We start from the raw sequence: 25,961 nt of genomic DNA, 5'->3' as shown, positions 1-25,961 counted from the left end.
TGCCGGCGGGGGAGGGACGCGTGGCGACCCGATGCCGACGGGGAGTCAACCGGCTGTTGACCTACTGGTGACGCGGGCGGATTGACCACGCTCGCACCGGAACCTACCTTCGTCAACACGGCCGTGTGTACGGTGCGTTGTCCTCCCCTTCCTCAGCGTGAGGCCGGTGCGTGCCATGGACATCTCCTTTCTCGGCGGACCAGCTCCGCAACGCGGGGTCGGCGTGGTCGCCCCGTTCGACTTCGCACTCGATCGCGAGCTGTGGCGGTGGGTGCCCGACGAGGTCTCGCTGCACATGACGCGTACCCCCTACGTGCCCGTCGAGGTCGGCCTGGACCTCGCCCGGATGGTCAGCGAGCACGAGACGCTCGGCGAGGCCGTGCGCACCCTCAACGCCATCGCCCCCGAGGTCGTCGCCTACACCTGCACCTCCGGCAGCTTCGTCGGCGGCATCGCCGGCGAACGCGCGATGTGCGAGGCGATGACCTGGGCGGGCGCGGTCCCGTCCGTCACCACCTCGGGCGCGCTGCTGGACGCGCTGACCGAGCTGGGCGTACGCCGGGTCGCGCTGGTGACGCCGTACACCGTGTCGGTGACCCGGGTGCTGGAGGAGTACGTCGCCCAGGCGGGCGTCACGGTCACCGGCTGCGCCTTCATGGGGCTGACCCGGCACATCTGGAAGGTCCCGTACCGGGACGTGGCCGAGATGGCACGCCGGGCGGTGCCGCGTCCGGGTGCGGCCGACGCGCTGTTCATCTCCTGCACCAACCTCCCCACCTACGACGTCATCCCGCAGCTGGAGGCCGAGCTGCGGATACCGGTGATCTCGGCCAACCAAGTGACGATGTGGGCGGCGCTGCGCCGACTGGGTACCCGTGCCGTGGGGCCGTACCAGGCGCTGACCGACCCGGCGGCGCGGACCGGCCCCGCGGTGCCGGGGCCGGCCGGCCCCGTACTGCCAGAGACTCCGGACGTCCCTGGCACGGAACAGCAGCAGGAAGGGTGGACATGACAGCACTGGGATTCCTGTACCCGGGCCACTCCGGCGAGGACGACTACCCACGCATCGAGCAGCTCCTGGGCAGCGACATCCGAGTGGACCTGGTGCACACCGACATCGGCGAGGACGCCCACCGCGTCGACGCCCTGCGCGAGATGGGCTCGCCGCAGCGGCTCGAGGCGGGCACGGCGGAACTGCGCCTGGCCGGCGCCGACGCCGTGGTGTGGGCCTGCACCAGCGGCAGTTTCGTGCACGGCTGGGACGGCGCCCAGGAGCAGGTGCGCTCGCTGGCCCGGACGGCGGGACTGCCCGCCTCCTCCACCTCCTTCGCGTTCGTGCACGCGGCGAAGGAACTCGGGGTGCGCCGGGTCGCGATCGGCGCGACCTACCCGGAGGACGTGGCCCATTTGTTCGCGGACTTCCTGCGCACCGCCGGTGCGGAGACCGTCGCCGTCGTCAGCTCCGGCATCATCACGGCCGCGGAGGTCGGCACCTGGACCGAGGCCGAGGTGCTGGCGCTGGCCCGTTCCGCCGACCGCCCGGACGCGGAGGCGGTCCTCCTCCCGGACACGGCCCTGCACACGGCGGCGCACATCCCGGTCCTGGAGAAGGAACTGGGCAAGCCGGTCCTCACCGCCAACCAGGTCACCGTCTGGGAGGGGCTGCGGCTGGCCGACCGGAGGGTCAACGCGCCGGAACTCGGGGCGCTGTTCACGCGGGAGCCGGTGGTCCAGGTGTGAGACGGGGCGCCACCGGACCCGTGTCCGGGTTCAGTGGCGCTTTCCGTGGTCACCACGGAGGCGTGGGCGCGACGGTCGCGAGAGGCTGTGATCACAGCGGTCGGGCCGGGCACGGCACACCGGCCGATCGTGCACCACGACCACGGGAGTGACCATGACCGCCAACAGCACGTACGAGGGTTTCACGGCCGACGAGCGGGCCGCGATGAAGGAGCACGCCCAGGAGCAGAAGAAGGCGGCGCGCCGCGGCTCGCGTGCGGACAAGGCGGCGGAGGCCGAGCGGGACCTGCTCGCGAAGATCGCCGAGATGCAGGACTCCGACCGGATCATGGCCGAGCGCGTCCACGCCGTCGTCACGGCCACCGCCCCCCACCTCGCGCCGAAGCTCTGGTACGGGATGCCCGCCTACGCGCTGGACGGCAAGGTCGTCTGCTTCTTCCAGAGCGCGGCGAAGTTCAAGGCGCGCTACGCGACGCTCGGCTTCAACGACCCGGCGAAGCTGGACGAGGGCACGATGTGGCCGACCGCGTTCGCCCTGACCGAGGTCACGCCCGAGGTGGAGACGCGGATCGCGGCCCTGGTGAAGCAGGCGGTGAGCTAGGGGCGCGCCTCATCGGACGGGGCGGGCCGCCAGCCCCAGGCCGGCGAGCGCGGCCTCACCGGCGGCGGCGTGCTCGCCCCCGGCGAGCAGCAGGGTGCGCGCCGACTGGTAGGGGCAGCCGGCCGCGTCGAAGGCCGCCGCGGCGGCGAGTTGACCCGGCAGGTCACCGTCGAGCAGCGCCCGGGCGCGGTCCACCTGGGCGGTGGCGACCGGATTCCCGGCGACCACCGTCCGCGCGGCGTCGACGCGGGCCCGGGCCTCCGGGTGCCCGGCGAGCACCGCCGCCTCCGCCCTGAGGGCCACGTACCAGTGCAGCCAGATCCAGCACACCCACTTCCACACCTCACCGGGGTCCGGGGCGAGCCGCTCCAGCGCCGCCTCGGCGTCGCCGTGGTGGAGCAGGACCATGCCGTCGAGCACCGCCCCGTAGCCGAGACGGTGCTGCTCCGGGGCCGTGTCCGCCTGGCCGACGACCGTCAGCCAGGACGCCCGTTCGTCGTGCTCGCCGCGCAGGCCGTGCACCATGGCGACCGACGCGGCCGCGGCGCCCAGGGACAGCGACGGCCGGCGGCCACTGTGCTCCCACGCGTCGAGGAACCGCGTACTGCGGCCGAGCACCTCGTCGCCGTGCCCGGCGAACGCGTCCGCGGCCAGCAGCCATGCCGTGGCGTGGTGTCCCGCCTCGGCCAGCAGCGGGTGGTCGGCGAGCTGTCTGCCCCATCGCCGGGCGTCCGGCAGCGCGCCCACGCCGAGGGCGGTGCCGGCGGCCATGGCGAGGGCGTCCATCGACTCGTGCGTACGGGCGGGGGCGGGGGCGAGGGAAGCCAGGACGCCGACCCGGCGCCGGGCGGCCGCCGCGCCGGCGAAGGCGTCACCGGCCCAGCTCCGGGCGCCGGACAGCGCGTCCAGGGCGGCGGACTCCGCCACCGGGTCACCCGTGCGCCGGGCGAGCGCGACGGCCTGTTCGGCGCGTACGACGGTGTCGTCCACGGTGTTCTGCGCGGCGCCCTGGAGCGCGCCGTACGCGTCGCAGAGCACCGCCGCCTCGGCCAGCGCGACGGCCGCCTCGGTCGCGGGGGTGCCGTCGGCCAGGTCGCGCGCCTCGGCGAGGAGGGCGGTGACTTCCCCCACCGGGGGAATCCGCGAGAACAGGGTGGAGAAGCGGTAGGCGACGGTGGCCGCCGCGGCCAGGTCGCGGCACGCACCCGCGCGGTCCCCGGCCCGGCGGGCGGCCTCCGCGGCGGCGCGGTGCAGCCGGTACATGTCGTCGCCGAGCCTGCGGCACCCGGCCACCGCGGCGGCCTGCCGCAGTGCCGCGGCAGCCGCGTCGTCGCCGGCGAGGGCGGCCGCCTGCTCGTACCGCTGCTGGGCCTCGCCGAGCAGGGTGCGGGAGAAGGCCAGTCCGGCCAGCGACAGGGCGAGACGGTGGGCGTCCGCCCGCCGCTCCGGACGGCCGGCGGCCCAGGCGAGAGCGGCCCGGAGGTCGTCCGCCGACGCGTCGAAACGGGCCCGCCAGTCCGCGCCCGACGTGTCCTCCAGGGCGGACGCGGCGGCCAGGCACCAGGTCAGGTGGCGGGCGCGCACCTCGGTCAGCTCACCGGCGTCGACGAGCCGCTCGGTCCCGTACTGGCGGATGGTCTCCAGCGCCTGGTACCGGGTACCGGCCGCCGACGGCGTCACGGCGAGCAGGCTCTGCTCAGCGAGCCTGCCGAGCCCGTCGACGACGGCGGCGGGGTCCAGCGGGACGGGTCCGGCGGCGTCGTTGCCTCCGGTCACTCCGGCACCCGCGCCGACGGCGAGCCCCGGGACCTCGGTGGCCGGGTCGAGGGCCAGTCCGGTGACTCGGGTGGCCGGCCCGGCGGCCGGTTCGGGGGCTTCGGTGGCTTGTGCGGCGGTGGTGCGGGTGGCTTGGGTGGCCGGGTCGGCGGCCAGTCCGGTGACTCCGGTGGCCGGGTCGACGGCCGGCTCGGTGGGTTCGGTGGGTTCGGTGGCTTGTCCGGCGGTGGTGCGGGTGGTCGGGGCGGCGGTGGGCCCGGTGACGTCGGTACCCGCCCCGGCGGCGGGTTCGGCGGCTCCGGTGGTTTGTCCGTCGGCGTCGGCGCCGTGGTCGGCGGTGCATCCGGCGGTGTCGGCGCCCGGGCCGGCGGTGCATCCTGTGGCCTCGGCGCCCGCGTCGGCGGTGCACGCGGCTCCTGCGGACGCGCCGGTGGCGAATCCCGCGACCTCCGTGGCCGCCTCCGCGGTGAACGGGGTGACGAACACCGACACCCGGCGCAGCAGCGCCTGGTCCCACGGGTCCAGCAGGTCGTGGCTCCAGTCCAGTACCGCCCGCAGCGACCGGTGCCGGTCGTCGGCGCGGGACCCGCCGGTGAGGATCCGCAGCGGATCGGAGAGACCGGCCGTCAGGCCGTCCAGGCCCAGCGTGGACCACCGTGCCGCCGCCAGCTCGATCGCCAGCGCCACGCCGCCGAGCCGTTCGCAGACGGCCACGACCCCGTCGCTCACCGCCGGGCCGGGCGGCTGCCCGACGGCGGCGGCCCGGTCCGTGAACAGCGCCACCGCCTCCGACGCGTCCCCTCCGTCCCGCGACAGCGGCGGGACCGGGAGGACCCGTTCGAACGGCACCATCAGCCGGGCCCGGCTCGTCACCAGCACCCGCAGCCCCGGACAGGCCGCGAGCAGCCGCTCCAGGAACGGCGCCACCCCGTCGCGGACCTGCTCGCAGTTGTCCAGCACCAGCAGCGCCCGGTGATCCGCCAGCGCGGCCAGCACCGCGTCGTCGACGCCGCGCCCCGGCTGCTCGCCCACGCCCACGGCCGCCGCGACCGCCGCGCCCACCCGGTCCGGCTCGGTGACCGGGACGAGGTCGACGAACCACACCCCGTCCGCGAAGTCACCGGCCAGGTCCGCCGCCACGGCCAGTGCGAGACGCGTCTTGCCCACCCCGCCCGGACCGGTCACGGTCACCAGCCGGTGCGCCCGCACCGCCTCGGCGAGCTCACCCCGCTCCCGCACCCGGCCGATGAACGCCGTCAACGGAGCCGGCAGGGCCGGTGCGGAGCGGGACCGCTCGGCGCGGGCCACCTCGGCCGCGTGCCGGGCGAGCGCCCGCCGGTCCGGCAGGTGCAACTTGCGCAGCAGCGAGGAGACGTGCGACTCGACGGTGCGGACGGAGAGGACCAGCCGGGCCGCCATCTCCGCGTTGCTCAGGTGCTCCCCGAGCAGTGCGAGCACTTCCGCTTCCCGCGCCGATATCCCTGGACTGGTCACCGGCTCATTATCCGTGGCGTTTTCCGTGGCGGGCACGGAGGCGGCCCGCACCCCGGCCGGGAGAGGCTCCGGTCACGGCGACCCGCCCGGCCCGGACCGGGTGGTCGTGACCCGCGACCCACAGGAGTGACCATGAGCGCCGCACCCCGCTCCCGCGCCCAGCGCCGCGAGGACACCGAGCACCGGCTCGCCCACGACGTCGACGTCTGGGTGGCCAGCGCGTCGGCGGACGGTGCCCCGTACCTCGTACCGCTGTCCTTCGACTGGGACGGCGAGGCGCTGCTGGTGGCCACGCCGGCGGACAGTCCCACCGGCAGGAACCTGGCCGCCGGCCGGGTCGTCCGGCTGGCGCTCGGCCACACCCGGGACGTCACCGTGATCGACGGTGCGGTCGAGGTCCTGGACCTCGGCGCACTGCCGCCGCGGCGGGCCGACCGGTTCGCCGAGCGCACCGGTTTCGACCCGCGGGCGTCGGCCACGCCGTACCGGTGGTTCCGGATCGTCCCGCGCCGGGTCCAGGCCTGGCGCGAGGCGAACGAGCTGACCGGTCGCGAGCTGATGCGCGACGGCCGCTGGCTGGTCCGACGCCCCGTTGTCGGTGCCGGGTGACAGGATGCCCGGCATGACGACGGACGGCGGCTTCGACTGGCGTGCATTCCTGGGGCGTTGGCAGGCGGAATGGGTCCCGGACGAGCAAGGGACCCAGCGGGAGCGGCTGGGGGAGCCGCCCGCCCCGGAGGACGCGATCGCGGCGGCCGAGCGGCGGCTCGGCACCCGACTGCCGCCCTCGTACCGGGAGTTCCTGGCCGCCTCCGACGGATGGTGGGTGGACGCCACCGCGGAGGTGTACCGGCTGGGCGGTGCCCGGGAGATCGACTGGTTCGGGGACCAGTACGGGCACACGGAGACCTACGAGGAGCTGCTGGACGAGCGCTCGACCGACGAGGACCGTCTGATGGCCGGCATGTGGCGGCGGGCGCTGCGGCTGGAGACGGAGTCGGACATGTCGCACGCCCTGCTCGACCCCGGGGACGTCGGCGCGGACGGCGAATGGGCGCTGTACGTGTACAAGGGCTGGAGCGGCGAGTTCCCGGACCGCTACCCGTCCTTCCGGGCCTACATGGAGGCCCGGTACCGCTCGTTCCACGCGGACCGGGCCGCTTCCGTGCCCGGGTTCGAGAACGACACCACCCGCGCCCGGGACGCCGACGTCGAGCGGGCCAGGGAGGAAGCGCTGCGCGGGAACTGGGAGACGGCCCGCGAACTGCTCACCGAGGCCCGGTCGTTCGGCCGCCCGGGAGCCGCGGCGCTGCTGCGGCAGCTGACGACCCGCCCGGCGAGGAACCTGCGCTTCGCCTTCGCCGGCCTGGTGACCGACCCCCGCTACATCGGCGAACTGCTGCCGGTCCTGGCGGCGGCGCACGTGGAGGACAATCGGTACCGGGAGTCCCTGGGGACCCTCGCCCTCGGCTGCGAGACCGACGACGGGATGCGGGCGGCGGCGGACGACTTCGTCGCCCGGGTCCTGGACGGCGCCTATCGGTACGAGCCCGGCGGGGCGTTCGGCCGGGCGGTGGCCGAGGCCCGGGAGGCGGCGCGCTGGGGCGACGTGGACGGGGCGTGGCGGACGATCCGGGCGGCCGTGCCGTCCTGGTCGCCGCCGGGCCCGGACCTGGTGACGCCGGTGGGCCTGACGGCCGACTCCGTCCTGGGGCGCGCGGTCACGCCCGAACGCTGGCGGGAACTGCTGTCCACGCCCCGCGCGGGCCGCGACGGCCCGGCGCCGGAGCCCGCGCCCGACGTGGACCCGCCGGGACTGCGCTGGCTGGTGGACGACGCCCCGGACCCCGTACGCGCCGGCTACCGGTGCCTGTGGGTGGAGGGCGTCGAACCGGCCGGCCTGCCCGCCCTGATCGGCGAGCCGGACGGCGAGGGGCTGAGTCCGCAGCCCGTCGGGCCCTGGGAGCGCGTCACCGCGCACCGCTTCCCGGGGCCGGGGAGCACGGACCTCTGGAAGGATCCGGCGCGGCTCTCCGTGGGACGGACGGCGTCCGGGTGGGCGTTCGGCTTCGAGGTGGCCCCCGCGGCCGTGGCGGCCGACCGGTTCTTCGTCTCCCCCGCCGCGGCGGCCTCGGCACGGGGCCGCTGTGTGACGCTGTGGGCGCATCCCGCCCGGTCGCACACGGAGCAGGTGGTGCACCTGTCGGTGGCGGAACGGGGCCGGGAGCTGTTCGCCTTCACGGTGCGGGGCGAGGAGATCGAGCGCGACGGAGAGATCCCCGAACCCCTGGACCCGGCCCGGCTGTTCGGGGGCGTGACCGGTGAGGAGGGCGAGCGGCGCCTGCTGGCCGCCCTGGAGAGCGAGTTCGCCCTGTCCCTGCCCCGTTTCGCCCTCACCGACGGCGCCCTGCACCGCTTCACCACCCGTTCGTGGAGCAGGGCGCCCCGCGAGGGCGAGGGCTACGCCGTCTTCGGCTGGTCGCACCTCGGGTGACGGCGGCGCCGGCCGCGGATCTCAGCGAGCGGGCGGGACGAACTCCGGCTGGTCGAGCACGCGCAGCCAGCTTCCGTCGGGCTGGCGCCGCACGACCTGCGCCCGCGCCCCGGACCCGTCCTTCGGCGGGGTCGAGGTGAGGGCGAGGTCGCCGCTGATCAGCGTGGGCAGCGGCTGCTCCGGCTCGAAGCGGGGAGCGTTGGCCAGCACCTTCTCCCACAGCGCACGGATCGCCTCCCGCCCCACCGTCCGCTCGCCGGGCGGGTAGGCCACCACCGCGTCCTCCTCGTACAGCGCGGCCACCCCGGCCGCGTCACCGGCGTTGGACCGCTCGACGAACAGACGGGTGATGTCCTCGGGTCGCATGGCCTTCTCGTACTCCGGCACGGTTCCTCCTACGTCGGTCTCTCGTGCCGTCCAGCGTCGTCGCCTTCCGGCGAGAAGTCCAACAGATAATATTTCTCAGAACTAGAATCTATGGTTATGGAACTGAGGCAGCTCGAGTACTTCGTCGCGGTCGCCGAGGAGCGGAACTTCACCCGTGCCGCCGAGCGGGTGCACATCAGCCAGTCCGGCGTCAGCGCCCAGATCCGCCGGCTGGAGCGGGAACTCGGCGCCGACCTGTTCGACCGGTCGGCCCGCGCCGTCACCCTCACCGTCGCCGGGAAGGCCGCGCTCGAACACGCCCGCGCCGCACTGGCCGCGGCCGGGTCGGTCGGTCAGGCGGTGGGCGAGGTGACCGACCTGATCCGCGGCCGGCTCGCCGTCGGCATGGTCATCGGCTGCACCCTCGACCCGCTGTTCGACGCCCTCGAGGCCTTCCACGAGGCGCATCCGGGCGTGGAGCTCTCCCTGCTGGAGGACGGTTCCGACCGGCTCGCGGACGGGGTGCGCACGGGGGCCCTCGATCTGGCCCTCGTCGGAGCGGCGGCGGCAGCTCCCGAGGACCTGGAAGCGCGGACGATCATCAGCGAACGACTCGTCGTGGCGGTCCCGCCCGGGCACCCCTTGGCGCGGCGGCGGCGGGTCGTGCTGCGCGACCTGGCCGACCACCCGGTGATCTGCATGCCGCCGGGCACCGGCCTGCGCGCCGTGTTCGACCGGGCGTGCGCCGGTCAGGGCTTCCAGCCGGCGATCGCGCTGCAGGCCAGCGCCGCGGACGCCATCGCCGGCCTGGCCGCCCGCGGCCTCGGCGTCGCCGTCCTCAGCGCCTCGATGGCCGCCGCCCACCGCGACCGCCTCACCGCCCGCACCATCGAGGACGTGGAGACGCCGGGGGTGCTCGCCCTGATCTGGGCGAGTGCGGCCGGCCCCGCGGTGCGCGAGCTGCTCGCGCACTGCCGATCGGCCTTCGGGGGTGAGCACCGGCGCCCTTCCGGGGAATAACCGGAGGCACTCTCCTGTTAGCCCGCGCAGCGACCCGGCACGACAACAGGAGGCACCCCACCATGGCCGCAGACGCCGCAGAGGAGATCCGGGGCACCGCCCACGGCACCGCACCCGTCCCCCTCTCCGTACTGGACCTGGTGACCGTCGGCGCGGGCCGCACCGCCACCGACGCCCTGCGGACCAGCGTGGACATCGCCCGCCTCGCGGAGAACCGCGGCTACCACCGGTACTGGGTGGCCGAGCACCACTCGATGCCGGGCGTGGCCTCCTCCTCGCCCGCCGTGATCCTCGCGCACCTCGCCGCCCACACCGGCCGCATCCGGCTCGGCTCGGGCGGCGTCATGCTGCCGAACCACGCGCCGCTGGTGATCGCGGAGCAGTTCGGCACGCTGGAAGCCATGGCGCCGGGACGCGTCGACCTCGGCCTCGGCCGGGCGCCCGGCACGGACGGGGCGACGGCCGCCGCTCTGCGCCGCACCGACCGGCTGAACGAGGGCGCCGACGACTTCCCGCAGCAGCTCGCCGAGCTGATCCGGTTCCTGGACGACGACTTCCCCGACGGGCACCCGTACCGCAGGATCCACGCCGTGCCGGGCCCCGTCCAGGCCACGTCCCCCGGTGGCGTCCAGTCCCCGCACCGGCCGCCGGTGTGGCTGCTGGGCTCCTCCGGCTTCAGCGCCCGGCTGGCCGGCACCCTGGGGCTGCCCTTCGCCTTCGCGCACCACTTCTCCGCGCAGAACACCGTCCCGGCGCTGGACCTGTACCGCGAGTCCTTCCGCCCGTCGGCCGTGCTGGACGCGCCGTACGCCCTCATCGGCGTCGCCGCGCTCGCCACCGACGACGAGAAGGAGGCCCGCCGGCAGGTGCTGGCCGCCGCGCTGAACATGGTCCGGCTGCGCACCGGGCGCCCCGGGCTGGTGCCGACGCCGGAGGAGGCGGAGGCGTACGACTTCAGCCCGATGGAGCGGGAGTTCGTGCAGTCCTGGAACGCGAACGTCATCCACGGCACCGCCGACGAGGTCCGCTCCGGCCTGGACGACCTCCAGAAGCGCACCGGCGCCGACGAGCTGATGCTCACCGCCAACGCCCACGGCGGCGACGTACGCCTGCGTTCCTACGAACTGATCGCCGACGCCTACGGCCTGCCGGCGCCTGCCTGAACCCCGGGCGTCCCGGAGGAGCCCAGCAGTGCGGAGATGCGGTCCGGCGCCACCGGCCGGGAGTACAGCCAGCCCTGGCCGGTGTCGCAGCCGATGCGGCGCAGCCGGCTCGCCTGGTCCGAGGTCTCCACGCACTCGGCGGTGACGGTCAGGCCGAGCCGGTGGGCGAGCTGGACCATCGCCTCGACGATGACCTCGTCGGCCGGGTTCGCCGTGGCGGCGTCGGACGCGTCGGCGGTGTCGGTGACCCCGGCGTACTGGAAGCCCCGGACGAAGGCGCCGTCCAGCTTCAGCACTGACACCGGCAGCCGGCTGAGGTAGGCCAGGTTCGAGTAGCCGGTGCCGAAGTCGTCGATGGCGATGTGGACGCCCATGTCGCTCAGCGCCTTCAGCACCTGGAGCGGCCGGCCCGCCGAGCCCATCACCGCGGACTCCGTCAGCTCCAGCTGGAGCAGGTGCGGGGCGAGGCCCGTCTCCTCCAGGGCCGCCGCCACGTCCGCCACGAGGTCGGAGTCCCAGACCTGGCGGACCGCCACGTTGACGCTGACGAAGATGGGCGGCTCGTCGGGGTGGTCGAGCTGCCAGCGGCGGGCCTGCCGGCAGGCCGTGCGCAGGATCCAGCGGCCCAGCGGGACGATCGAGCCGTCCTCTTCCGCCAGTGCGATGAACCGATTCGGCGCAAGTACGCCGAACTGAGGATGATTCCAGCGGATGAGCGCCTCGACGCCCCGCACCCGGCCGTCGTCCATGCCCACCAGCGGCTGGTACTCGAGGGCGAACTCGCCGCGGTCGATGGCCGGGCGGAGCGTGGCGGCGAGGGCCTGGCGGGTCATGCGGCTGGCGTTGCGCTCGGGGTCGAACAGCGTCCAGCGGGCCCGGCCGTCGGCCTTGGCCCAGTACAGGGTCGTGTCGGCCGCCTGCATCAGGGCGGTGGGCGTCGTCCCGGCGGTGTGCCGCTCGACCACACCGACCGACGCGGTGACCGACAGACGGCGGCCGGAGAGCTCGAACGGCTCCTGGAGGGCGGCCAGCACGGACTCGGCGAGGTCGGCGAGCTGCTCGGTGCCCGTGGAGTCCTCCACCAGCAGGGCGAACTCGTCGCCGCCGAGGCGGGCCACCAGCGGTACGCCGGCCCGCGTGCCCCCGGCCTCCTCGGCGCAGCGCGTGAGCCGCTCGGCGACGGCGGCCAGCAGCCGGTCGCCGACGCGGTGTCCGAGGGTGTCGTTGACGGCCTTGAAACCGTCCAGGTCCAGGTAGCACAGGCCGACCCGGCCGGTGCCGCCCTGCTCGTACGACTCCGCCTCCAGCGCGGCCGTCAGCCGCTCGAAGAACAGGGCGCGGTTGGGCAGCCGGGTCACCGGGTCGTGCATCTGGAGGTGGCGCAGCCGAGCCTGGAGTTCGCGCCGGGCGCTGATGTCGGAGACCGAGAGCAGCAGGCCGGGCGCGTCTCCGGCCAGCGGTGCCACGGTGACCTGGGCCCACAGGGAGTGGCCGTCGGCCCGCTTCAGGCGCCGGGTGCAGCGCAGCCGGGGCTGCCGGCCGGACAGCACCTCGCGGTACGCCTGCCAGGTGCCCGTGTCGGACGCGAGGTCGACCAGGTCGGCCGCCGCGCAGCCGGCCAGGGCGTCGGGGTCGGTGCCGAGCAGCGTGCCCAGCGTGTCGTTGGCGCTGACGACCAGGCCCTCGGGGTCCACGACGGCCATCGCGAGCGGGGCGGCCGTGAACACCTCGCGGTAGGTCGGGGGCCCGGTACGTGCAGCCAGCTCGATGTCACTGTCCGTGACGGCCGACCGGTCGAGGTCTGCCACGGGCGCCGGCCCTTCGGAGGTTCCGTTCACCGCTTGCTCCCGCAGTGCCTCGATCTCGGTCCGTCTGTGTCCGTGCAGGAAAGTGTGCCGATCATAGAGGCTGGCCCGGGGCCCTTCCAGCCGTCGAGCCGCTTTCCGGACCGAGTGAGCCCTCCGGGTGATCGTTTCTGCTCACCTCTGGACGGCTTCGTCAAGCCTCCGACCAGTCGTGACGTTCCGTGCATGGTCCGGGGTGTCGGCTCCGGCGCACTCCGGCGCAATCTCGCGCGGCTCACCCATCCGGTGCAGGCGAACAGGGCGCAGTACGACAAATATGCACAAGCTGGGTGCGGTGTCCCGCGAACCGCACCCGGAGGTCGATGTGCCGCGCCAGCTCCCCCTGAGGCGACTTCCCCGCGAGGCCCTCAAGGGCCTCGGCGCGAGCCGCCGGGTGACGGAGACGGCCCGGCCCAGGCTGCGCAGCACGGCCGCGGTGTGCACCACCATGTCGGCGCTCGCCGCGACCTCCCTGATCAGCGCCCCCTCGGTCGCCGAGCCCTTCTCCCCGGAGCCCTGCGCGCTCCGGCGCACCGTGGCCCACCACTCGGAGGGCCTCGACACCTGGAACGCCGCCTATCCGCGCCCGGCCCGCGCGCTGGACGCCGTGATGGTGTTCCTGTCCTTCCCGGACTCCCAGCCGCTGACCGCACCGGCCGAACTGGCCGCCGACCACTTCCCGGCCACCACCCGCTTCTTCCGGCGCGCCTCCTACGGCGCGTTCACGCTCCGCCCGCACCCCCTGCGGGACTGGATCCCCATGCCGAAGCCGTCGACGGCGTACGACATACGGCGTGACTGGAGCCCCGAGCACCGGGCGGCCTATCTGCGCGACGCGCTCGCCGCCGCCGATCCGCACGTGGACTTCTCCCGCTACGACATCGTCTACTTCGTCGCCGACCCGGACGCCCCCGGCGTCGACTCCGACGCCACGAAGGTCGTCAACCTGGACTCCCCGATGCGGGCCGACGGCACCGACCTCCGGCGGGTCGTCACGGTGTTCGAGAACCATCCGCCGGACCGGCTGGTGCTGGCCCACGAGACCGGGCACGTCTTCGACCTGCCCGACCTGTACCACCGGCCCGCCGACGGCAAGGGCGACTGGGACACGTACGTCGGCGACTGGGACCTGATGGGCAGCCAGTTCGGGCTGGCACCCGACCTGTTCGGCTGGCACAAGTGGAAGCTGGGCTGGCTGCGGCCCCGGCAGGTGGCGTGCGTCCGCGGCAGCGGACCGACCCGGCTGACCCTGGAGCCGCTCGGCGCGGGACCCGGCGTGGTCGTGACGGGGGCCGCCGGTGCGCCGGCCTTCGGCCTCGGGCGGGGCACCAAGCTGGCCGTGGTCCGCACCGGGGCCGACAGCGCGCTCGCCTTCGAGGCGCGGGGGCCGGTGGGCAACGACGCCGACGCCTGCCGCGCGGGGGTGCTGGTGTACCGGGTGCGCGGCGGGGCGGCGTCCGGGGGCGGGCCGATCGAGGTGATCGACGCCCACCCGCACACGGAGGCCTGCTGGGAGGACTCGGTCTACCCACCGCTCGCGGACGCCCCGGTGGGCCTCGGCGAGAGCTTCACGGTGCCGGGGGACGGCGTACGGGTCGAGGTGGAGGGGCGCACGGTGTCGGGGGCGTGGACGGTGAAGATCACGCCCGGCTGAGCCTCCTGGGCAGGCAGCGCTGCAGCCGGGGGGTGTGGGTGGCGAAGCCCCCACCACGCGCGGCGCAGCCGCGCAGGAACAACGATGGCGAGGCCCGTTCGCGTTTTCCGCGAACATGCCTCGCCATCGACAACGTGCGCCGCCAGGGACTCGAACCCCGGACCCGCTGATTAAGAGTCAGCTGCTCTAACCAACTGAGCTAGCGGCGCCTGCTGACGTCGTAGACCTTAGCATCCTGGTCGGCGGGAGGAAAAATTGAAATCCGCACCGCGGCCCGGGCCGCCCGGACGGCCGCCCAGAGCAGGATCTCCGGGCCCGGCAGCCACGGCAGCCGGGTGTCGGGGGCCACCAGCCAGCGGGAACCGGAACGCGGGGACGCGCCGGTGAGGGCCGGGACGGTCACCGCGTCCCCGGCGCCGTGGCACAGCAGCGGCGGCACGGCGACGGTACGGCCTCCCTGCCGGCCGCGGGCGCTCCACTCCTCCCACTCCAGCAGGGAGGGCAGCCGCTGGGCGGTGCCCGGCGCGGCGAACAGCAGCATCCGGCCCCGGAACTCGGCCACGGGTCCCGACTCCGGCCCCTCGTCCCACATCCGGTCCAGCATCCGGCGCCCGAAGACCGCGGGGACGCTCACCACGTCGAAGGCCGAGCCGCAGGGCAGGACGACCGGCGCGTCCGGCCGCTCCTCCCACAGGGCGAGGGTGCTGCGCGGGTAGGCACCCGCCGAGGCCAGCCAGGCGGCGCCGTCCGAGGTGACGTCCGAGACATTCGGTGTGCTGCTCATACCCCTTACGTCTACCGGGTGTGAGGGCACCGCTCCGCTCAGTTGCGGGAAACCGGGACAGGGGGGAGCGGGAGCCGGTATCTTGCCCGTCTGGCATATGCGTCCGGGCTGGTCGAACCGGCGCGCGGGTCCCGGTGATGCCGTCAGACCGGGTCGACGTGCCCCGGGCCGCCGCCCTCGGCGCCGCGCAGCAGATCCCGCCCGAACTCCACCATCTTCTTGGCGTAGTCCTCGGTCCACTCGGCCCGGTCGGCGATGTCCGCGGCCGTCAGCCGGTCGAACTTCCGCGGGTCCGCGAGCTGTGCCGCCGCCATCGCCTGGAACTCCACCGCCCGGTCCGCCGCGGCCCGGAACGCCTGCGTCAGCTCCGTCGCACGGTCCAGCAGCGCCCGGGGGTCGTCGATCGACTCGAGGTCGAAGAAGTGCTCGGGATCGGCGGCCGCCTCCGCGGGCTCGAAGAGCAGGGGCGCGGGGCGCAGCCGCGGTTGGTTCCGACCCGGCGTGGGCTCCGCCATGTCTTCTCCTTCTCGTACGTCGCGAACGACCCGCCCCCGAGAGCGGGGCACCCTCGGTGGAGTGGGCCACCGTCCATTGTCCCGCGCCCATGCAAGTGGGCCTCGACCGGACGAAGGGCGCAGACGCTCGCGGGACACCTGTGCGGTCGGGACTCCGTCCGGCGGGGGCGTCGCACTGGTCGTCGGGCTGTACCCATCGGCCGCCTCGGGCGGCGTGGCGGACTCCGTCCGGCCGGGGGGCGTTGGGCCGGAGGTCAGGGTTGCCAGGGCACGCGGTGTTCCGCGAGGTGGGCGAGGACGGCGTGGTTCGCCTCCCAGCCGTCCGGGCTGTGTCCATCGGCCGCCTCCGGCGGCGTGCCGGACTCCGTCCGGCGGGGCGAGGTGTGGGCCGGCCGCCCGGTCGGTCAGGGTCGCCAGGGCACGCGGTGTTCCGCGAGGTGGGCGAGGACGGCGTGGTTCGCCTCCCAGCCGTCCGGGCTGTGTCCATCGGCCGCCTCCGGCGGCGTGCCGGACTCTGTCCGGCGGGGCGAGGTGTGGGCCGGCCGCCCGGTCGGTCAGGGTCGCCAGGGCACGCGGTGTTCCGCGAGGTGGGCGAGGACGGCGTGGTTCGCCTCCCAGCCGTCCGGGAACTTCACCAGCGTTCCCAGCTGGACCGGCTCCGTCGACGGGTAGTCGTCCAGCAGGGCGTCCACCCCCTCGCGGCACACCACGATGCACGCGTGCCGGTGCCGGGAGGCCAGGACGCACAGGCGGCCCGTCTCCAGGTGGAAGGCGGTCGCGTCGGGTCGGCCGGAGAGCGGGTGCAGGACGACCGTCACGTCGTACTCCCGGCCCTGGAGCCGGTTCGCCGTGTCCACCGTCACGTCCCGCACCCCCAGCTCGGCCAGCGCCGCCCGGACCGCCGCCGCCTGGTCCCGGTGCGCGGTGCCCACGGCGATGCGGCCGGCGGTCAGCGGGGCCGGGTCCGGGGAGCGCTCGGACACCGCCGCGCCCCCGCGGTCGAGCAGCCGGCGCACCACCGCCGCCACCGCCCGCACCGCCTCCGGGTCCGTGCGCGGCGTGTGCCGGGCCGGCAGCTCCAGCAGCCCCCAGCCCGAGGCGGCGGCCTCGTCGATGACCCGGTCGGGCCCCGAACCGTCCGACGGCACCGCGAAGGCCAGCCGCCGGTCGCCGTGGCCCGTCCCGCTGCGGAACGGCGTGTAGGGGTAGAACGCCGCCGACACCAGCGGCGCCGCCGACGCCGGGAGCCGCCACGACACCGGCAGCCGGTGCTGCGGCAGGCCGGGATTGTGGGCGAGCAGTGTCGTCACCGCCGAGGCCGACGGGTCGTACGACAGCCCCGCCCACTGCTCGCTGCCCACCGTCGCGAACGGGTCCAGCTGACCGGGGTCGCCCACGAACAGCGCCCGCTCGAACAGCCCGGCCACGGCCAGCAGCGAGTCGGAACGCATCTGGTACGCCTCGTCCACGATCGCGTGCCGCCACGGCTCGTCCACCGTGACGTGCGCCCACTTCGCGGCGGTCGACAGGACCACCGCCTGCCCTGCGAGATCCGCGGCCTTCGCCGACTTGCGGACGTTCGCCAGATCGTCGAGCGCCTTGTCGTACGGATCGGCGTCGCTGCTGTGCAGGCGGCCCACCGGAAGATCCGGGTTCTTCTCGGCGAGCCGCAGCACCAGGTCGTCCACCTGGGCGTTGGTCTGCGCGACCACCATCAGCGGGCGTCCGGCCTCGGCCAGCTCCAGCGCCGCCCGCACCACGAGCGTCGACTTGCCGGCGCCGGGCGGGGAGTCCACGACGACACCGCGCTCCGTGCCGTGCAGGGTGTCGTGAAGGATCGCCGCGGTGGCACGGGCGGCCTCCGCACCCGGGTCGAAGGCGGCCCCGACGGGGGCGGTGGTGGCCTCGGCGGTCACAGGACGTCCTCCGCGGTCTGGGCGTCGGCGGGCTCCGGTACGGTGGCCGACTCACCGGGCGGCCCGCCGTGCGTCCACGGGGTCTGCTCCGGGTCGGGCAGCTTCGCCCCGCCCCGCTGCTCGTGCTCGAAGAGGGTGAAGCAGACCAGGTCGCCCTTCTCCGGCACCGACCCGGCCTCGGGCTCCTTGCCGCGGCCCATCTTGTCGACGATGCGCAGCACCAGCACGCCCTCCTCGTCCGGTCCCGCCGGCCCGACGTACTCCGCCGCCTGCGGCTTGCCGCCCAGCGACCGGTACACCTTCATCCGCTCGCCCAGGTGCGGCCGGTCGTCCGTGCGGACCGTGACCAGCGGGCGCGGACTGGGCCGCTTGCTCTCGCTGTACGCCATGACCACGTCCACGACCTCGCCCGCGAACGCCTCCCCGGCCAGCCGCCGCCCGGCCATCACCAGCGGATCGTCCAGCGCCTCCTGCGCCTCCAGCCGGGCCTGCTCGCGCTCGCGCGTGGCGAGCTTGTTCGCCGCCGTGACCGCGTCGTCCCGGCGCGGCTGCGGGGGCTCACCGGCGAGGACGCGGTCGCGGTGCGAGGTGAACGACCAGCGGTCCCGCGTCCACCGGTCCTCGACGTGCGCCCCGGCGGGCAGCTCCCGCAGCAGGTCCAGGCCCCGCCACACCGCGTCCCAGGTGGGCCGGGTACGGCTCTCCACCAGATCGCGGATCTCCCGCTCGGCGGCGGTCAGCGCGCCCAGCCGGTCGTCGGCCTCCAGCCCGTCCTCGGCGGCGGCGAGCGCGGTACGGGCGCGGTCGTAGCGCTCGATGGCGGGCGCGAGCAGCTTGTTGTCGAAGGCCGGGTCGGTCGCCGGGCCCGCGGGCGGGCACCGCAGCTGGCCGTCGGCGTCACGGGCGAGTTCGGCGTGGCGCGCGGCCTCGGCGCCGGTCGGCCACTCGTCGGGCGGGGCGATCCACGCGAGCAGCGCCCCCAGGTGCTGGTCCTCCAGGCTCGACTGCCCGGTCGCCCAGTGCCGGCCCAGCAGGTCGGTCATGGCGAGGAGGAGGGAGGAGCCGGGCACCCGCGCCCGCTCGCCGTAGTGGGTCAGCCACCGGCCCAGCAGCGGCACCCTCGGCGGCGCGGGATGCGGCGTCTCCGGGTCCTGCTCCGCCGTGCGCCGAAAGCGCATGGACCGGCCGAGCAGCCGTACGAAGTCGATGCCGGCGCGGCTCGGCACGATCAGCTGCGCCGCGTCCGCGCACAGGTCGACCTCGACCTTGACCCGCTTGCCGGTCTCCGGGTCGGTCTCGGTGCGCTCGGCGGCCTCGACGCTGTCGGCGTACGCCTCGACGTGCGGCAGCACGATGCCGGCCAGCTCGGCCAGGAACGCGAAGCGCAGGTCGCGGTCGCGGGGCTGCGGCACGACCAGCAGGTGCGGCGCCTCCCGGTCGGTGCCGACCAGCGCGCCCAGCGGGGCGCCCGCCTCACCCGCGGTGATCAGCGGTACGAAGACGAGGGGGCGGTCGGACAGGTGCCGGTGCCGGACGGTGGCGGCGGGCTGCGCACGGCCGCTGCGCACCGCCTCGAGCCGGGCGAGCGTGGTGATCAGCGACACGCGGCCACCTCGCCGGTCCCGCCGCCCACCGACGCCAGCGCCTCGGCCCGCAGTTCGGCCGCCCGGCGCAGCGCGGCCACCGCCGGGTCGTCCGGGTCGCCGGCCTCCCCGCGCGCCGCCGCCAGCACGTCGTCCACCGTCGACAGCCCGCCGAGCTCGGCCCGCACCGGGCGGCCCAGCGAGGTCACCGCGCCTGCCTCACGGGACCGGGCACGGCAGTGGAAGGCCAGCTCGCACGCGGACAGGCACTCGGGCGCGTACGTCGCCGGGACCGCCTCGACCGCGGCCGTCAGCTCGTCGGCCGGCAGCCCGGGGGAGAAGCAGACGCCCTCGGGGAGCGTGTCGGCGATCTCCTCGATACGGGTGAGGCGAGCCAGCTGGCGGCCGGTCACCGCGCGCTGCTTGCGCACGTCGACGGCGGACGCGGTGGGCAGGTTGGAGAAGTCCTTGGGGCAGACCAGGAGGATCCGGTGCCGCACGCGCGGTGCGGGGTCCAGGCGGGCGGCGACCTCCTCCAGCGCGAGCACGTACACCGCGGCCTGCCGGGCGGCGGCGCCCACCTTCGCCGGGTCCGCGGAGCCGTCCAGCATCGGGAAGGACTTGATCTCGATGACCGTCCAGGTGCCGTCCGGGTGGACCACCACCGCGTCCGGCTCCAGGAAGGCGGGGGAGCCGGCGACGTCGAGCGCCAGCATCGGGTGGTCCAGGAGCGTCCAGGCGCCGGACGCCCGGGTCGCCTCCCGCAGCGCCAGCGAGGTGCGCGCGGCGCGGCCCTCGGGGCCGGTCGCCGACAGGTCGGGCGTCCGTGCCCCGGCGGGCGGCTCGGCGCCCCCGTCCAGCTTCTCGTGCACGAGCCGCAGCAGTTCGGCGCCGCCGTCCGCCTTGACCCGCGCCTCGAAGGCGTTGCCCCGGGTGAACGCGAACTGCGACTGGCCGAAGACCGACGGCGAACCGAGCGCGCTCGCCAGCGAGCCCTTGTCCACCCCGGCGCCGTCCAGGATCGCGCGCCGCCTGCACCCCGGGTTGGCCGCGAGGGCGGCCAGGGCCCGCGCGTCCAGCGCCTTCGCGGGGACGTCGGGACCGCGCAGCTCAGCGAGCCGGTGCCGGAGTCTCGTCCCCCGCGTCCGTGGAGGAGGCGTCCGGCTCGGCTCCCGCTTCGAGCCGCTGCTCGCGCTGCCGTGGAAATCGCTCACCCGCGGAAGTCTGGCATCCGCCACTGACAATGGGGGAATCAGCGTCGCCGGAGCCCTGCGGGGTGGAAGCGAACCGGGCGGTGATCCGGGTCCGCGCGCGGTCGGCGACCCGCATCACGAACGGCGCCAGCAGGAATCCCGCGCCCATCACGGCGGCGCCCGCCACCGCGTCGAGGAAGTAGTGGTTCGCGGTGCCCATCACCACGATCGTCGTCACCAGCGGGTAGACGACACCGGCCACCTTCGCCGTGCGCGTGCCGCCGTGGCGCCACAGGATCACGCCGCACCACAGCGCCCAGCCCACGTGCAGGCTCGGCATGGCCGCGTACTGGTTGGTCATCCCGCCCAGACCGCGCGGCGCGCTCGCCTCGCCGCCCCACCAGCCGTACGAGCTGTAGTGGGCCATCGTGTCGACGAACCCGTGGCTCGCGTCCAGCAGCCGGGGCGGGCAGGTCGGCAGCAGCGTGAAGCCGATCAGCCCGATGAACGTGGACGTCATCAGCCAGGTGCGGGCGGCCCGGTACCGCACGGCGCGGGAACGGAACAGCCAGACCAGGATCGCCGGGGTGACGACGTAGTGCAGCGACGCGTACCAGAAGTCGGCCGGGACGCCGAGCCACGGTTCGCGGGTGAAGAGACGGTTGAGCGGGTGCTCGGCGTTGAGGAAGAGCACCTTCTCGATGTGCAGGAGCGCCAGCCCGTGGTCCACGGCGTCCGAGACGTCACCGCGCACCAGGAGGCGGCCCGCGGAGTAGCAGGCGTACACGAGGACGATCAGCGGGAGCTCGGTCCACCAGCGAAGCCGAGTCTGAGGGGCCGCCTCGGTGCCCGGTGTCTCGGTGTGCGGCAATCCGATCGCCCTCCCCCTTCTTCTCGCGCGTGCCCGACGGCGCCGGGCGTGCCACTCTACGGCGTCCGGGGGCCCTCCCCGTGGAGCGGCCCCCGGCCCTGATAGACGCCGGGATGTCCCCCCGGGTTGCCCGGGTACGGCGTGCGCGATGATGGTGGGGTCCCCTCCGACCTTCGTCCCGGAAAGGCCCCTTCATGGCACCGCGCATCCTGCTGGCCCGGCACGGACAGACCGAGTGGTCGCTGTCCGGCAAGCACACCGGCAGGACCGACGTGCCGCTCCTGGAGGAGGGCCGGCGCGGCGCCAGGCTGCTCGGCGAGCGGCTGCACCGGGCGCCCCTGGACGGCCTGCCCGGCGTCGAGGTGCGCACCAGCCCCCTGTCCCGGGCCCACGAGACCTGCGAGATCGCCGGCTTCGGCGAGCGCGCCCGCACCTGGGACACGCTCATGGAGTGGGACTACGGGGCGTACGAGGGCATGACGCCGGACGAGATCCAGGCGGTCAGGCCCGGCTGGCTGATCTGGCGGGACGGGGTCCCGGAGGGCGAGAGCCTGGCCGACGTCACCGCGCGCGCGGACGAGGTGGTCGCGTGGGCGCGGGAGGCCGACCGCGACGTCCTGGTCTTCGCCCACGGACACATCCTGCGGTCGATCGGCGCCCGCTGGCTGGGCCTGCCCCTGGACTTCGCGTCCCGCATCCGCCTGAACCCGACCTCACTGTCGATCCTGGGCTGGGCCTACGGCGACCCGGCCATCGAATCCTGGAACGACCTCGGCCACCTGACCGACCACGCCCCCGCGGCCTAGCTCCACCCCTCACCGCCCACACCGCGGGCCCGCCGCCCCAGCTCCGCCCCTCGCCGCGCACGGCGGCGGGCCTCCCCGCCCCAGCCGGGGGTCCTCCCCGCCCCAGCCGCGGGTCCTCACCGCCGTAGCTGCGGGTCCTCACCGCCGTAGCTGCGGGTCCTCACCGCCCCAGCTGCGGGTCCTCACCGCCGTAGCTGCGGGTCCTCACCGCCCCAGCCGCGGGCAGTCGTGCCGCTGGGGCGGCACGGGTGGGCGCAGCGGCACCCCGCCACGCCGGGCCACGCGACCCACCCCGCCCGGCACCAGCGCGGGGCACCTCCGTAACGCCGGGCCACGCGCCCCACCCCCGCCCATCCCAGCGCCGGGCGCCCCGCAACACCGGACAGCGCACCCGCCCCCGGCGCCGGGCACTCGCAACGCCGGACAGCGCATCCACGCCGCCCCCCCCGGCCGGTCAGGCCGTCCGTGGCAACGACGCATGCCGGTCCAGGAACGCCGACACCCCCGACGCCCGCCGATGCGGCAGCAACACCCGCGCCGTCCCCGCCAGCATCGACCGGATCCGCGACGACTGGACCTCGCCCAACAGGTCCAGCACCCGCATCCCCGCCCCGGCCGCCTCGTCGGGCCGCCCGCCGCGCGCCAGGTCGTCGGCCAGTTCCGCCGAGTACAGCGCGAGGTTCCGGGTGAAGTGCGGGTCCTGCAGTTCCGCCGCCCGGCGCGCGTGCCCGGCCGCCCGGGGCCAGTCGCCGAGCGTGGACCAGCACTGGGCCTCCAGCCCCTCCAGCTCGGCCTCTCCGTAGAAGCTCATCCACTCGGGGTCGGCCTCCGAGGGGCCCCGCTGGAAGAGGGCCTGCGCACGGGTCAGCGCCTGCTCGCAGCCCACGCGGTCCGCCAGCCCCGCCCAGCCGCCCGCCTCGCGCAGCGCCAGCAGGGACATCAGCCGCGGCGACCCCAGCGGCCGGGCGGCACGCTGCGCGGCCTGCGCCGCCCGTACCGCCTCGCGCGGCCGGCCGGTGTCCCGGGCCAGGAACGCCGTGTTGCAGAAGGCGTGCGCCTCCAGGCCCTCGTCGCCGGTCATCCGGGCGGTGGCGAGGGCCTCGGCGTAGTGGGAGCGCGCGTCGTCGAAGCGCCCCGAGTCGTGCGCCAGCCAGCCCACCGAGATGGCCAGTTCCCCGGCGCCCGAATAGAGCCGGTCCGCCGTGGCCTGCCGGGTCGCACCGGCGTCCAGCAGCGCGTACGCGGCGCGCAGCGGGGCCGCCGCGCGCCGGTAGAGGCCGTCGGCGCCGTGCCGGTCGTCGAGCAGCCGGATCCGGCGGACGGCCTCTTCCAGGGCTCCCGCGTCGCTCCTCCCGGCCCGGCGCACGCCGTGCGGCGCCGCCATGGCATCGGTGACGAACCCCAGGGGGCCCAGTGAGACGGCGGCCACGGTGGCGCCGCTCGTCATGAATGCGCGACGCAGCACGTCGCTCTCCTCGTTGTCGTCGTCGTGCGTGTCGTACGGGTTGTGCGTGTCATACGGCTCACCCGCGCCACCTGTCTCACTCGTGGCACACGGCGGCCGGTCGAGGTGCGCCGACGGCGCGTCCTCCTCCGTGCGCGCCCGGCGTCCGCGTACGGACGAGCGGGGCGCGAACCCCAGGTCGGTGAGCGTGCGGCCGGGGAACATGTGCAGGAACACCCGCTCGTAGGCGTAGTTGGGGCAGCGGATCTCGCCCGCCTCCACGCGGCCGATGTAGCGCGCGTCACAGCTGACCCGCTCGCCGATCTCGCGCGCGGCGCGGCGCACCGCCGCCGCGAACTCGGCCGGCGAGCGCTGTCCGCGCAGGCGCCGGAAGGCGAGGTTCGGCCGCGGTGGCCGGTCGGGCTGGGCGGAGGTCACCGTTGACGACGCCATGGCCGGGTCCTCTCGTGCGAACCGTCGAACCACGCCGGAAAAGGTGTGAGTTGCGGGGCTTCTCCCGGTTGCCACCCCGTTCCCGGCGAGCAAGAACGTACCGGCTGTGACGGAACCGCCACGCGCTGTTTGGCAACAAACCGGATATGTCATCCGGGATCTGCCATGAAGTGCCATCCTTTGCGGCGGACTTGTGCCGTAGCTGTTGACGTTCCGCCGCGTTGAACCCCGTGGACCGGGAGGCCCCCGACTCCCGACCCGCTCGTCCAAGGAGGAGTTCCGTGGTGGAGGCCGGAATGGAGACCAGCAGCGACTGCGCAGGCGCCTGCGACGTGGGTGACGACGGTGGCTGTGACGTCGTCACCGTGCCGACGCGGCAGGGTCTGGAGGCCGTCGACATTCTCAGACGGGGAGCCGGTGAGGCGGTCGGCCGCGTGCTCCACGACCTCGGCTGCGACACCCTCGGCTTCCTGGTGCCCCCGGGTACGGCCGCCGCCTGGGACGTGCCGGGCAGCACCTGTACGGAGACCGACGGCCGGGGGATGAAGCTCGACCTGGTTCCCGAGCCCCCGGTGGAGGGATCGGACTGGCTGCTGCCGCCCGGCGACGCGGACCTCGCGACCGACCCCGCCGTCCTGCGGGCCGCGCTGGGGGAGGCGGCCCGGCTGATCGAGGCCGCGGACAGCTGCCGCTGAACACCCGGACGCCGCGTGATCCCTGCCGGGCGCGTGAGCTGCGGGGGCGTTCGATAATGGTCAGATGGGAAAGTCCAGGAACGCCCGCCACGGGCGCGCAGTCGTGGAAACCGTCGTCGAGGACGTCGACGGCGGGCGCGCCGAGCTGATACCCGACCGGGAGCGCGCGCGGGCCTGGACGCTGCTGATCGACGGCGCCCCGCAGTCGCACGTCGACCTGGACGACCCGGCGTACCTGTCGTTCGAGTACCAGCGCCGCCTCGGGCACGTCATCGACCTGGCCGCCCCGCCCGGGAAGCCCGTCCACGCCATACACCTCGGCGGCGGCGCCCTCACCCTCGCCCGCTACGTCGCCGCCACCCGCCCCCGCTCCACCCAGCAGGTCGTCGAGCGGGACGCCGCCCTGGTCCAACTGGTCCGGCGCGAACTGCCCCTGGACCCCGGCGCCCGCGTCCGGGTCCGCTCCACCGATGCCCGCGCCGGGCTCGCCAAGGTGCCCGACGGCTGGGCGCACCTGGTCATCGCGGACGTGTTCAGCGGGGCCCGCACCCCGGCGCACCTGACGTCCACCGAGTTCCTCGACGAGGTGCGGCGCGCGCTCGCACCGGGCGGGGTCTACGCCGCCAACCTCGCCGACGGCCCGCCGCTCACCCACCTGCGCGGCCAGATCGCCACGGTCGCCGCCCGCTTCCCCGAACTCGCCCTGATCGCCGACCCCGCCGTGCTGCGCGGCAAACGCTTCGGCAACGCGGTCCTCGCCGCCAGTGACCACCCGCTGCCGATCGCCGAGCTCACCCGCCGCGCCGCCTCCGACCCGCACTCCGCGCGCGTGGAACACGGCAAGGCCCTGACCGACTTCGCCGGAGGCGCCCAGCCCGTGACGGACGCGGCCGCCGTGGCCTCACCGGCGCCACCGGCCTCGGTCTTCCAGTGACCCGGCGGCCTTCGGTGACCCGGCGGCCGGCTCAGTAGCTGCCGATCTCCACCCGCGGCGGACCGTCGTGCCAGGTGCAGAACACCGACACCCGGTCCGCGCCGGAGGTGAACTCCACCCGGATCCACGTCTCGGTCTTCCACACCTGCATCGACCAGCCCGCACCCGGGGTCGCCGACACCAGCGAGGCGGACGACGTCCCGAGGTCGAACACCGCACGCCCCCCGTCGGTCTCGTAGCTCCGGACCCGGCCGGAGGCGGTGGGGGAGGGGCCCGGGTCGGCGGGAGCGGAAGCCGGCGCGCTCCGCGAGGGCGCCGCCGGACTCGGCTCGCGGGGCGTCCGGCCGGGCGTCGCCGCCGGGCTGCCCGACGGCCCGCTCGACGCACTGCCCGACGGCGAAGGACGCTTGGTGGACGACGCCAACGGCTCGGAAGCCTGGGGGCCCCGCGCGGCCGCGTCGGCCGCCGTGATGGGCAGGGCGCGGGGCGCGTCGTAGGCCGTGCCCGCCATCACCGTGTGCACGCCCCACCACGACAGCGTGACCGCCGCGCCGGTGGCGAGCAGCCAGGCAAGTACGTGTACGAGTCCTCTGCGCATCGCGGCCATACTGCCTC

General features: G+C 75.1%; 22 protein-coding genes and 1 tRNA gene. 11 read left to right on the top strand and 12 right to left on the bottom strand.

Features of this window, described 5'->3' with window-relative positions; all coding sequences use genetic code 11:
• Positions 1-175 precede the first annotated feature (175 nt).
• From IEZ05_RS16785 to IEZ05_RS16775, 3 genes are all read left to right on the top strand, one after another.
• On the top strand, positions 176-1,012 hold the full coding sequence (locus tag IEZ05_RS16785; RefSeq protein WP_189230923.1) for a maleate cis-trans isomerase family protein: 837 nt from the start codon (positions 176-178) through the stop codon (positions 1,010-1,012).
• Complete coding sequence (locus IEZ05_RS16780; protein WP_189230922.1) at positions 1,009-1,740, top strand: maleate cis-trans isomerase family protein; 732 nt, start codon at positions 1,009-1,011, stop codon at positions 1,738-1,740. The genes IEZ05_RS16785 and IEZ05_RS16780 overlap by 4 nt, the downstream gene beginning before the upstream one ends.
• 154 nt (positions 1,741-1,894) lie before the next feature.
• Complete coding sequence (locus IEZ05_RS16775) at positions 1,895-2,341, top strand: iron chaperone (protein ID WP_189230921.1); 447 nt, start codon at positions 1,895-1,897, stop codon at positions 2,339-2,341.
• A 9-nt stretch (positions 2,342-2,350) separates the two neighbouring features.
• On the opposite strand, the gene IEZ05_RS16770 is transcribed toward IEZ05_RS16775, so the two are convergent.
• Positions 2,351-5,611 carry an ATP-binding protein gene (locus IEZ05_RS16770; protein WP_189230920.1) on the bottom strand — a complete coding sequence of 1,087 codons (3,261 nt, stop codon included), beginning with the start codon at positions 5,609-5,611 and terminating at the stop codon, positions 2,351-2,353.
• Between the two features lie 132 nt (positions 5,612-5,743).
• On the opposite strand from IEZ05_RS16770, the gene IEZ05_RS16765 reads away from it, so the two are divergent.
• Both IEZ05_RS16765 and IEZ05_RS16760 read left to right on the top strand, forming a co-directional pair.
• Complete coding sequence (locus tag IEZ05_RS16765; RefSeq protein ID WP_189230919.1) at positions 5,744-6,220, top strand: pyridoxamine 5'-phosphate oxidase family protein; 477 nt, start codon at positions 5,744-5,746, stop codon at positions 6,218-6,220.
• Between the two features lie 13 nt (positions 6,221-6,233).
• Positions 6,234-8,105 (top strand): SMI1/KNR4 family protein, encoded by a 1,872-nt coding sequence (locus tag IEZ05_RS16760; protein ID WP_189230918.1) that lies wholly within the window; start codon positions 6,234-6,236, stop codon positions 8,103-8,105.
• A 21-nt stretch (positions 8,106-8,126) separates the two neighbouring features.
• On the opposite strand, the gene IEZ05_RS16755 is transcribed toward IEZ05_RS16760, so the two are convergent.
• Entirely contained in the window at positions 8,127-8,492 is a 366-nt protein-coding gene (locus tag IEZ05_RS16755) for a YybH family protein (protein WP_189230917.1), read from the bottom strand.
• A gap of 96 nt (positions 8,493-8,588) precedes the next feature.
• Here IEZ05_RS16755 and IEZ05_RS16750 point away from each other — a divergent pair, with 96 nt between their 5' ends.
• Positions 8,589-9,491 carry a LysR family transcriptional regulator gene (locus IEZ05_RS16750; protein WP_189230916.1) on the top strand — a complete coding sequence of 301 codons (903 nt, stop codon included), beginning with the start codon at positions 8,589-8,591 and terminating at the stop codon, positions 9,489-9,491.
• A gap of 62 nt (positions 9,492-9,553) precedes the next feature.
• Positions 9,554-10,654, top strand: a complete 1,101-nt coding sequence (locus tag IEZ05_RS16745) for an LLM class flavin-dependent oxidoreductase (RefSeq protein ID WP_189230915.1) — start codon at positions 9,554-9,556, stop codon at positions 10,652-10,654.
• On the opposite strand, the gene IEZ05_RS16740 is transcribed toward IEZ05_RS16745, so the two are convergent.
• A complete protein-coding gene (locus IEZ05_RS16740; RefSeq protein ID WP_189230914.1) occupies positions 10,630-12,492 on the bottom strand; it encodes a putative bifunctional diguanylate cyclase/phosphodiesterase in 1,863 nt (620 codons plus the stop codon). The two genes, IEZ05_RS16745 and IEZ05_RS16740, sit on opposite strands and share 25 nt — an antisense overlap.
• A gap of 283 nt (positions 12,493-12,775) precedes the next feature.
• Between IEZ05_RS16740 and IEZ05_RS16735 the strand changes: the two genes are divergently transcribed.
• Positions 12,776-14,152 carry a M6 family metalloprotease domain-containing protein gene (locus IEZ05_RS16735; protein ID WP_189230913.1) on the top strand — a complete coding sequence of 459 codons (1,377 nt, stop codon included), beginning with the start codon at positions 12,776-12,778 and terminating at the stop codon, positions 14,150-14,152.
• Positions 14,153-14,287: 135 nt separating this feature from the next.
• On the opposite strand, the gene IEZ05_RS16730 is transcribed toward IEZ05_RS16735, so the two are convergent.
• The 7 genes from IEZ05_RS16730 to IEZ05_RS16700 form a co-directional block, all read right to left on the bottom strand.
• Positions 14,288-14,361: transfer RNA gene (locus tag IEZ05_RS16730), tRNA-Lys, on the bottom strand.
• Positions 14,352-14,936, bottom strand: a complete 585-nt coding sequence (locus IEZ05_RS16725) for a bifunctional DNA primase/polymerase (protein ID WP_189230912.1) — start codon at positions 14,934-14,936, stop codon at positions 14,352-14,354. The genes IEZ05_RS16730 and IEZ05_RS16725 overlap by 10 nt, the downstream gene beginning before the upstream one ends.
• Positions 14,937-15,079: 143 nt before the next feature.
• Positions 15,080-15,451, bottom strand: a complete 372-nt coding sequence (locus IEZ05_RS16720; RefSeq protein WP_189230911.1) for a hypothetical protein — start codon at positions 15,449-15,451, stop codon at positions 15,080-15,082.
• A gap of 554 nt (positions 15,452-16,005) precedes the next feature.
• Positions 16,006-17,367, bottom strand: a complete 1,362-nt coding sequence (locus tag IEZ05_RS16715; RefSeq protein ID WP_189230910.1) for an AAA domain-containing protein — start codon at positions 17,365-17,367, stop codon at positions 16,006-16,008.
• Positions 17,364-18,971 (bottom strand): hypothetical protein, encoded by a 1,608-nt coding sequence (locus tag IEZ05_RS16710; protein WP_189230909.1) that lies wholly within the window; start codon positions 18,969-18,971, stop codon positions 17,364-17,366. The genes IEZ05_RS16715 and IEZ05_RS16710 overlap by 4 nt, the downstream gene beginning before the upstream one ends.
• Complete coding sequence (locus tag IEZ05_RS16705) at positions 18,962-20,164, bottom strand: hypothetical protein (RefSeq protein ID WP_373298790.1); 1,203 nt, start codon at positions 20,162-20,164, stop codon at positions 18,962-18,964. Before IEZ05_RS16705 ends, IEZ05_RS16710 begins: the two co-directional genes overlap by 10 nt.
• A complete protein-coding gene (locus tag IEZ05_RS16700; RefSeq protein ID WP_189230908.1) occupies positions 20,061-21,014 on the bottom strand; it encodes a phosphatase PAP2 family protein in 954 nt (317 codons plus the stop codon). Before IEZ05_RS16700 ends, IEZ05_RS16705 begins: the two co-directional genes overlap by 104 nt.
• A 194-nt stretch (positions 21,015-21,208) precedes the next feature.
• Between IEZ05_RS16700 and IEZ05_RS16695 the strand changes: the two genes are divergently transcribed.
• On the top strand, positions 21,209-21,820 hold the full coding sequence (locus IEZ05_RS16695; protein WP_189230907.1) for a histidine phosphatase family protein: 612 nt from the start codon (positions 21,209-21,211) through the stop codon (positions 21,818-21,820).
• Positions 21,821-22,274: 454 nt separating this feature from the next.
• Here the strand turns inward: IEZ05_RS16695 and IEZ05_RS16690 are convergent, their stop codons facing one another.
• Entirely contained in the window at positions 22,275-23,717 is a 1,443-nt protein-coding gene (locus IEZ05_RS16690) for a hypothetical protein (RefSeq protein WP_189230906.1), read from the bottom strand.
• 281 nt (positions 23,718-23,998) lie between these two features.
• Between IEZ05_RS16690 and IEZ05_RS16685 the strand changes: the two genes are divergently transcribed.
• Together IEZ05_RS16685 and IEZ05_RS16680 are read left to right on the top strand one after the other, a co-directional pair.
• Positions 23,999-24,412: a hypothetical protein gene (locus IEZ05_RS16685; protein WP_372462701.1), complete on the top strand. Its 414-nt coding sequence runs from the start codon at positions 23,999-24,001 to the stop codon at positions 24,410-24,412.
• A 64-nt stretch (positions 24,413-24,476) separates the two neighbouring features.
• Complete coding sequence (locus IEZ05_RS16680; RefSeq protein ID WP_189230905.1) at positions 24,477-25,346, top strand: spermidine synthase; 870 nt, start codon at positions 24,477-24,479, stop codon at positions 25,344-25,346.
• A gap of 31 nt (positions 25,347-25,377) precedes the next feature.
• Here IEZ05_RS16680 and IEZ05_RS16675 read toward each other — a convergent pair whose 3' ends face one another.
• The gene (locus IEZ05_RS16675; protein ID WP_189230904.1) at positions 25,378-25,944 is read right to left on the bottom strand and encodes a hypothetical protein; all 567 of its coding nucleotides are present in this window, start codon (positions 25,942-25,944) and stop codon (positions 25,378-25,380) included.
• Positions 25,945-25,961: the final 17 nt, after the last annotated feature.

It is taken from the genome of Streptomyces flaveolus, assembly GCF_014648815.1.
GTDB lineage: Bacteria > Actinomycetota > Actinomycetes > Streptomycetales > Streptomycetaceae > Streptomyces > Streptomyces flaveolus.
Note: the sequence above shows the minus strand (reverse complement) of the source record. Positions and strands in the feature narration are given on the sequence as shown.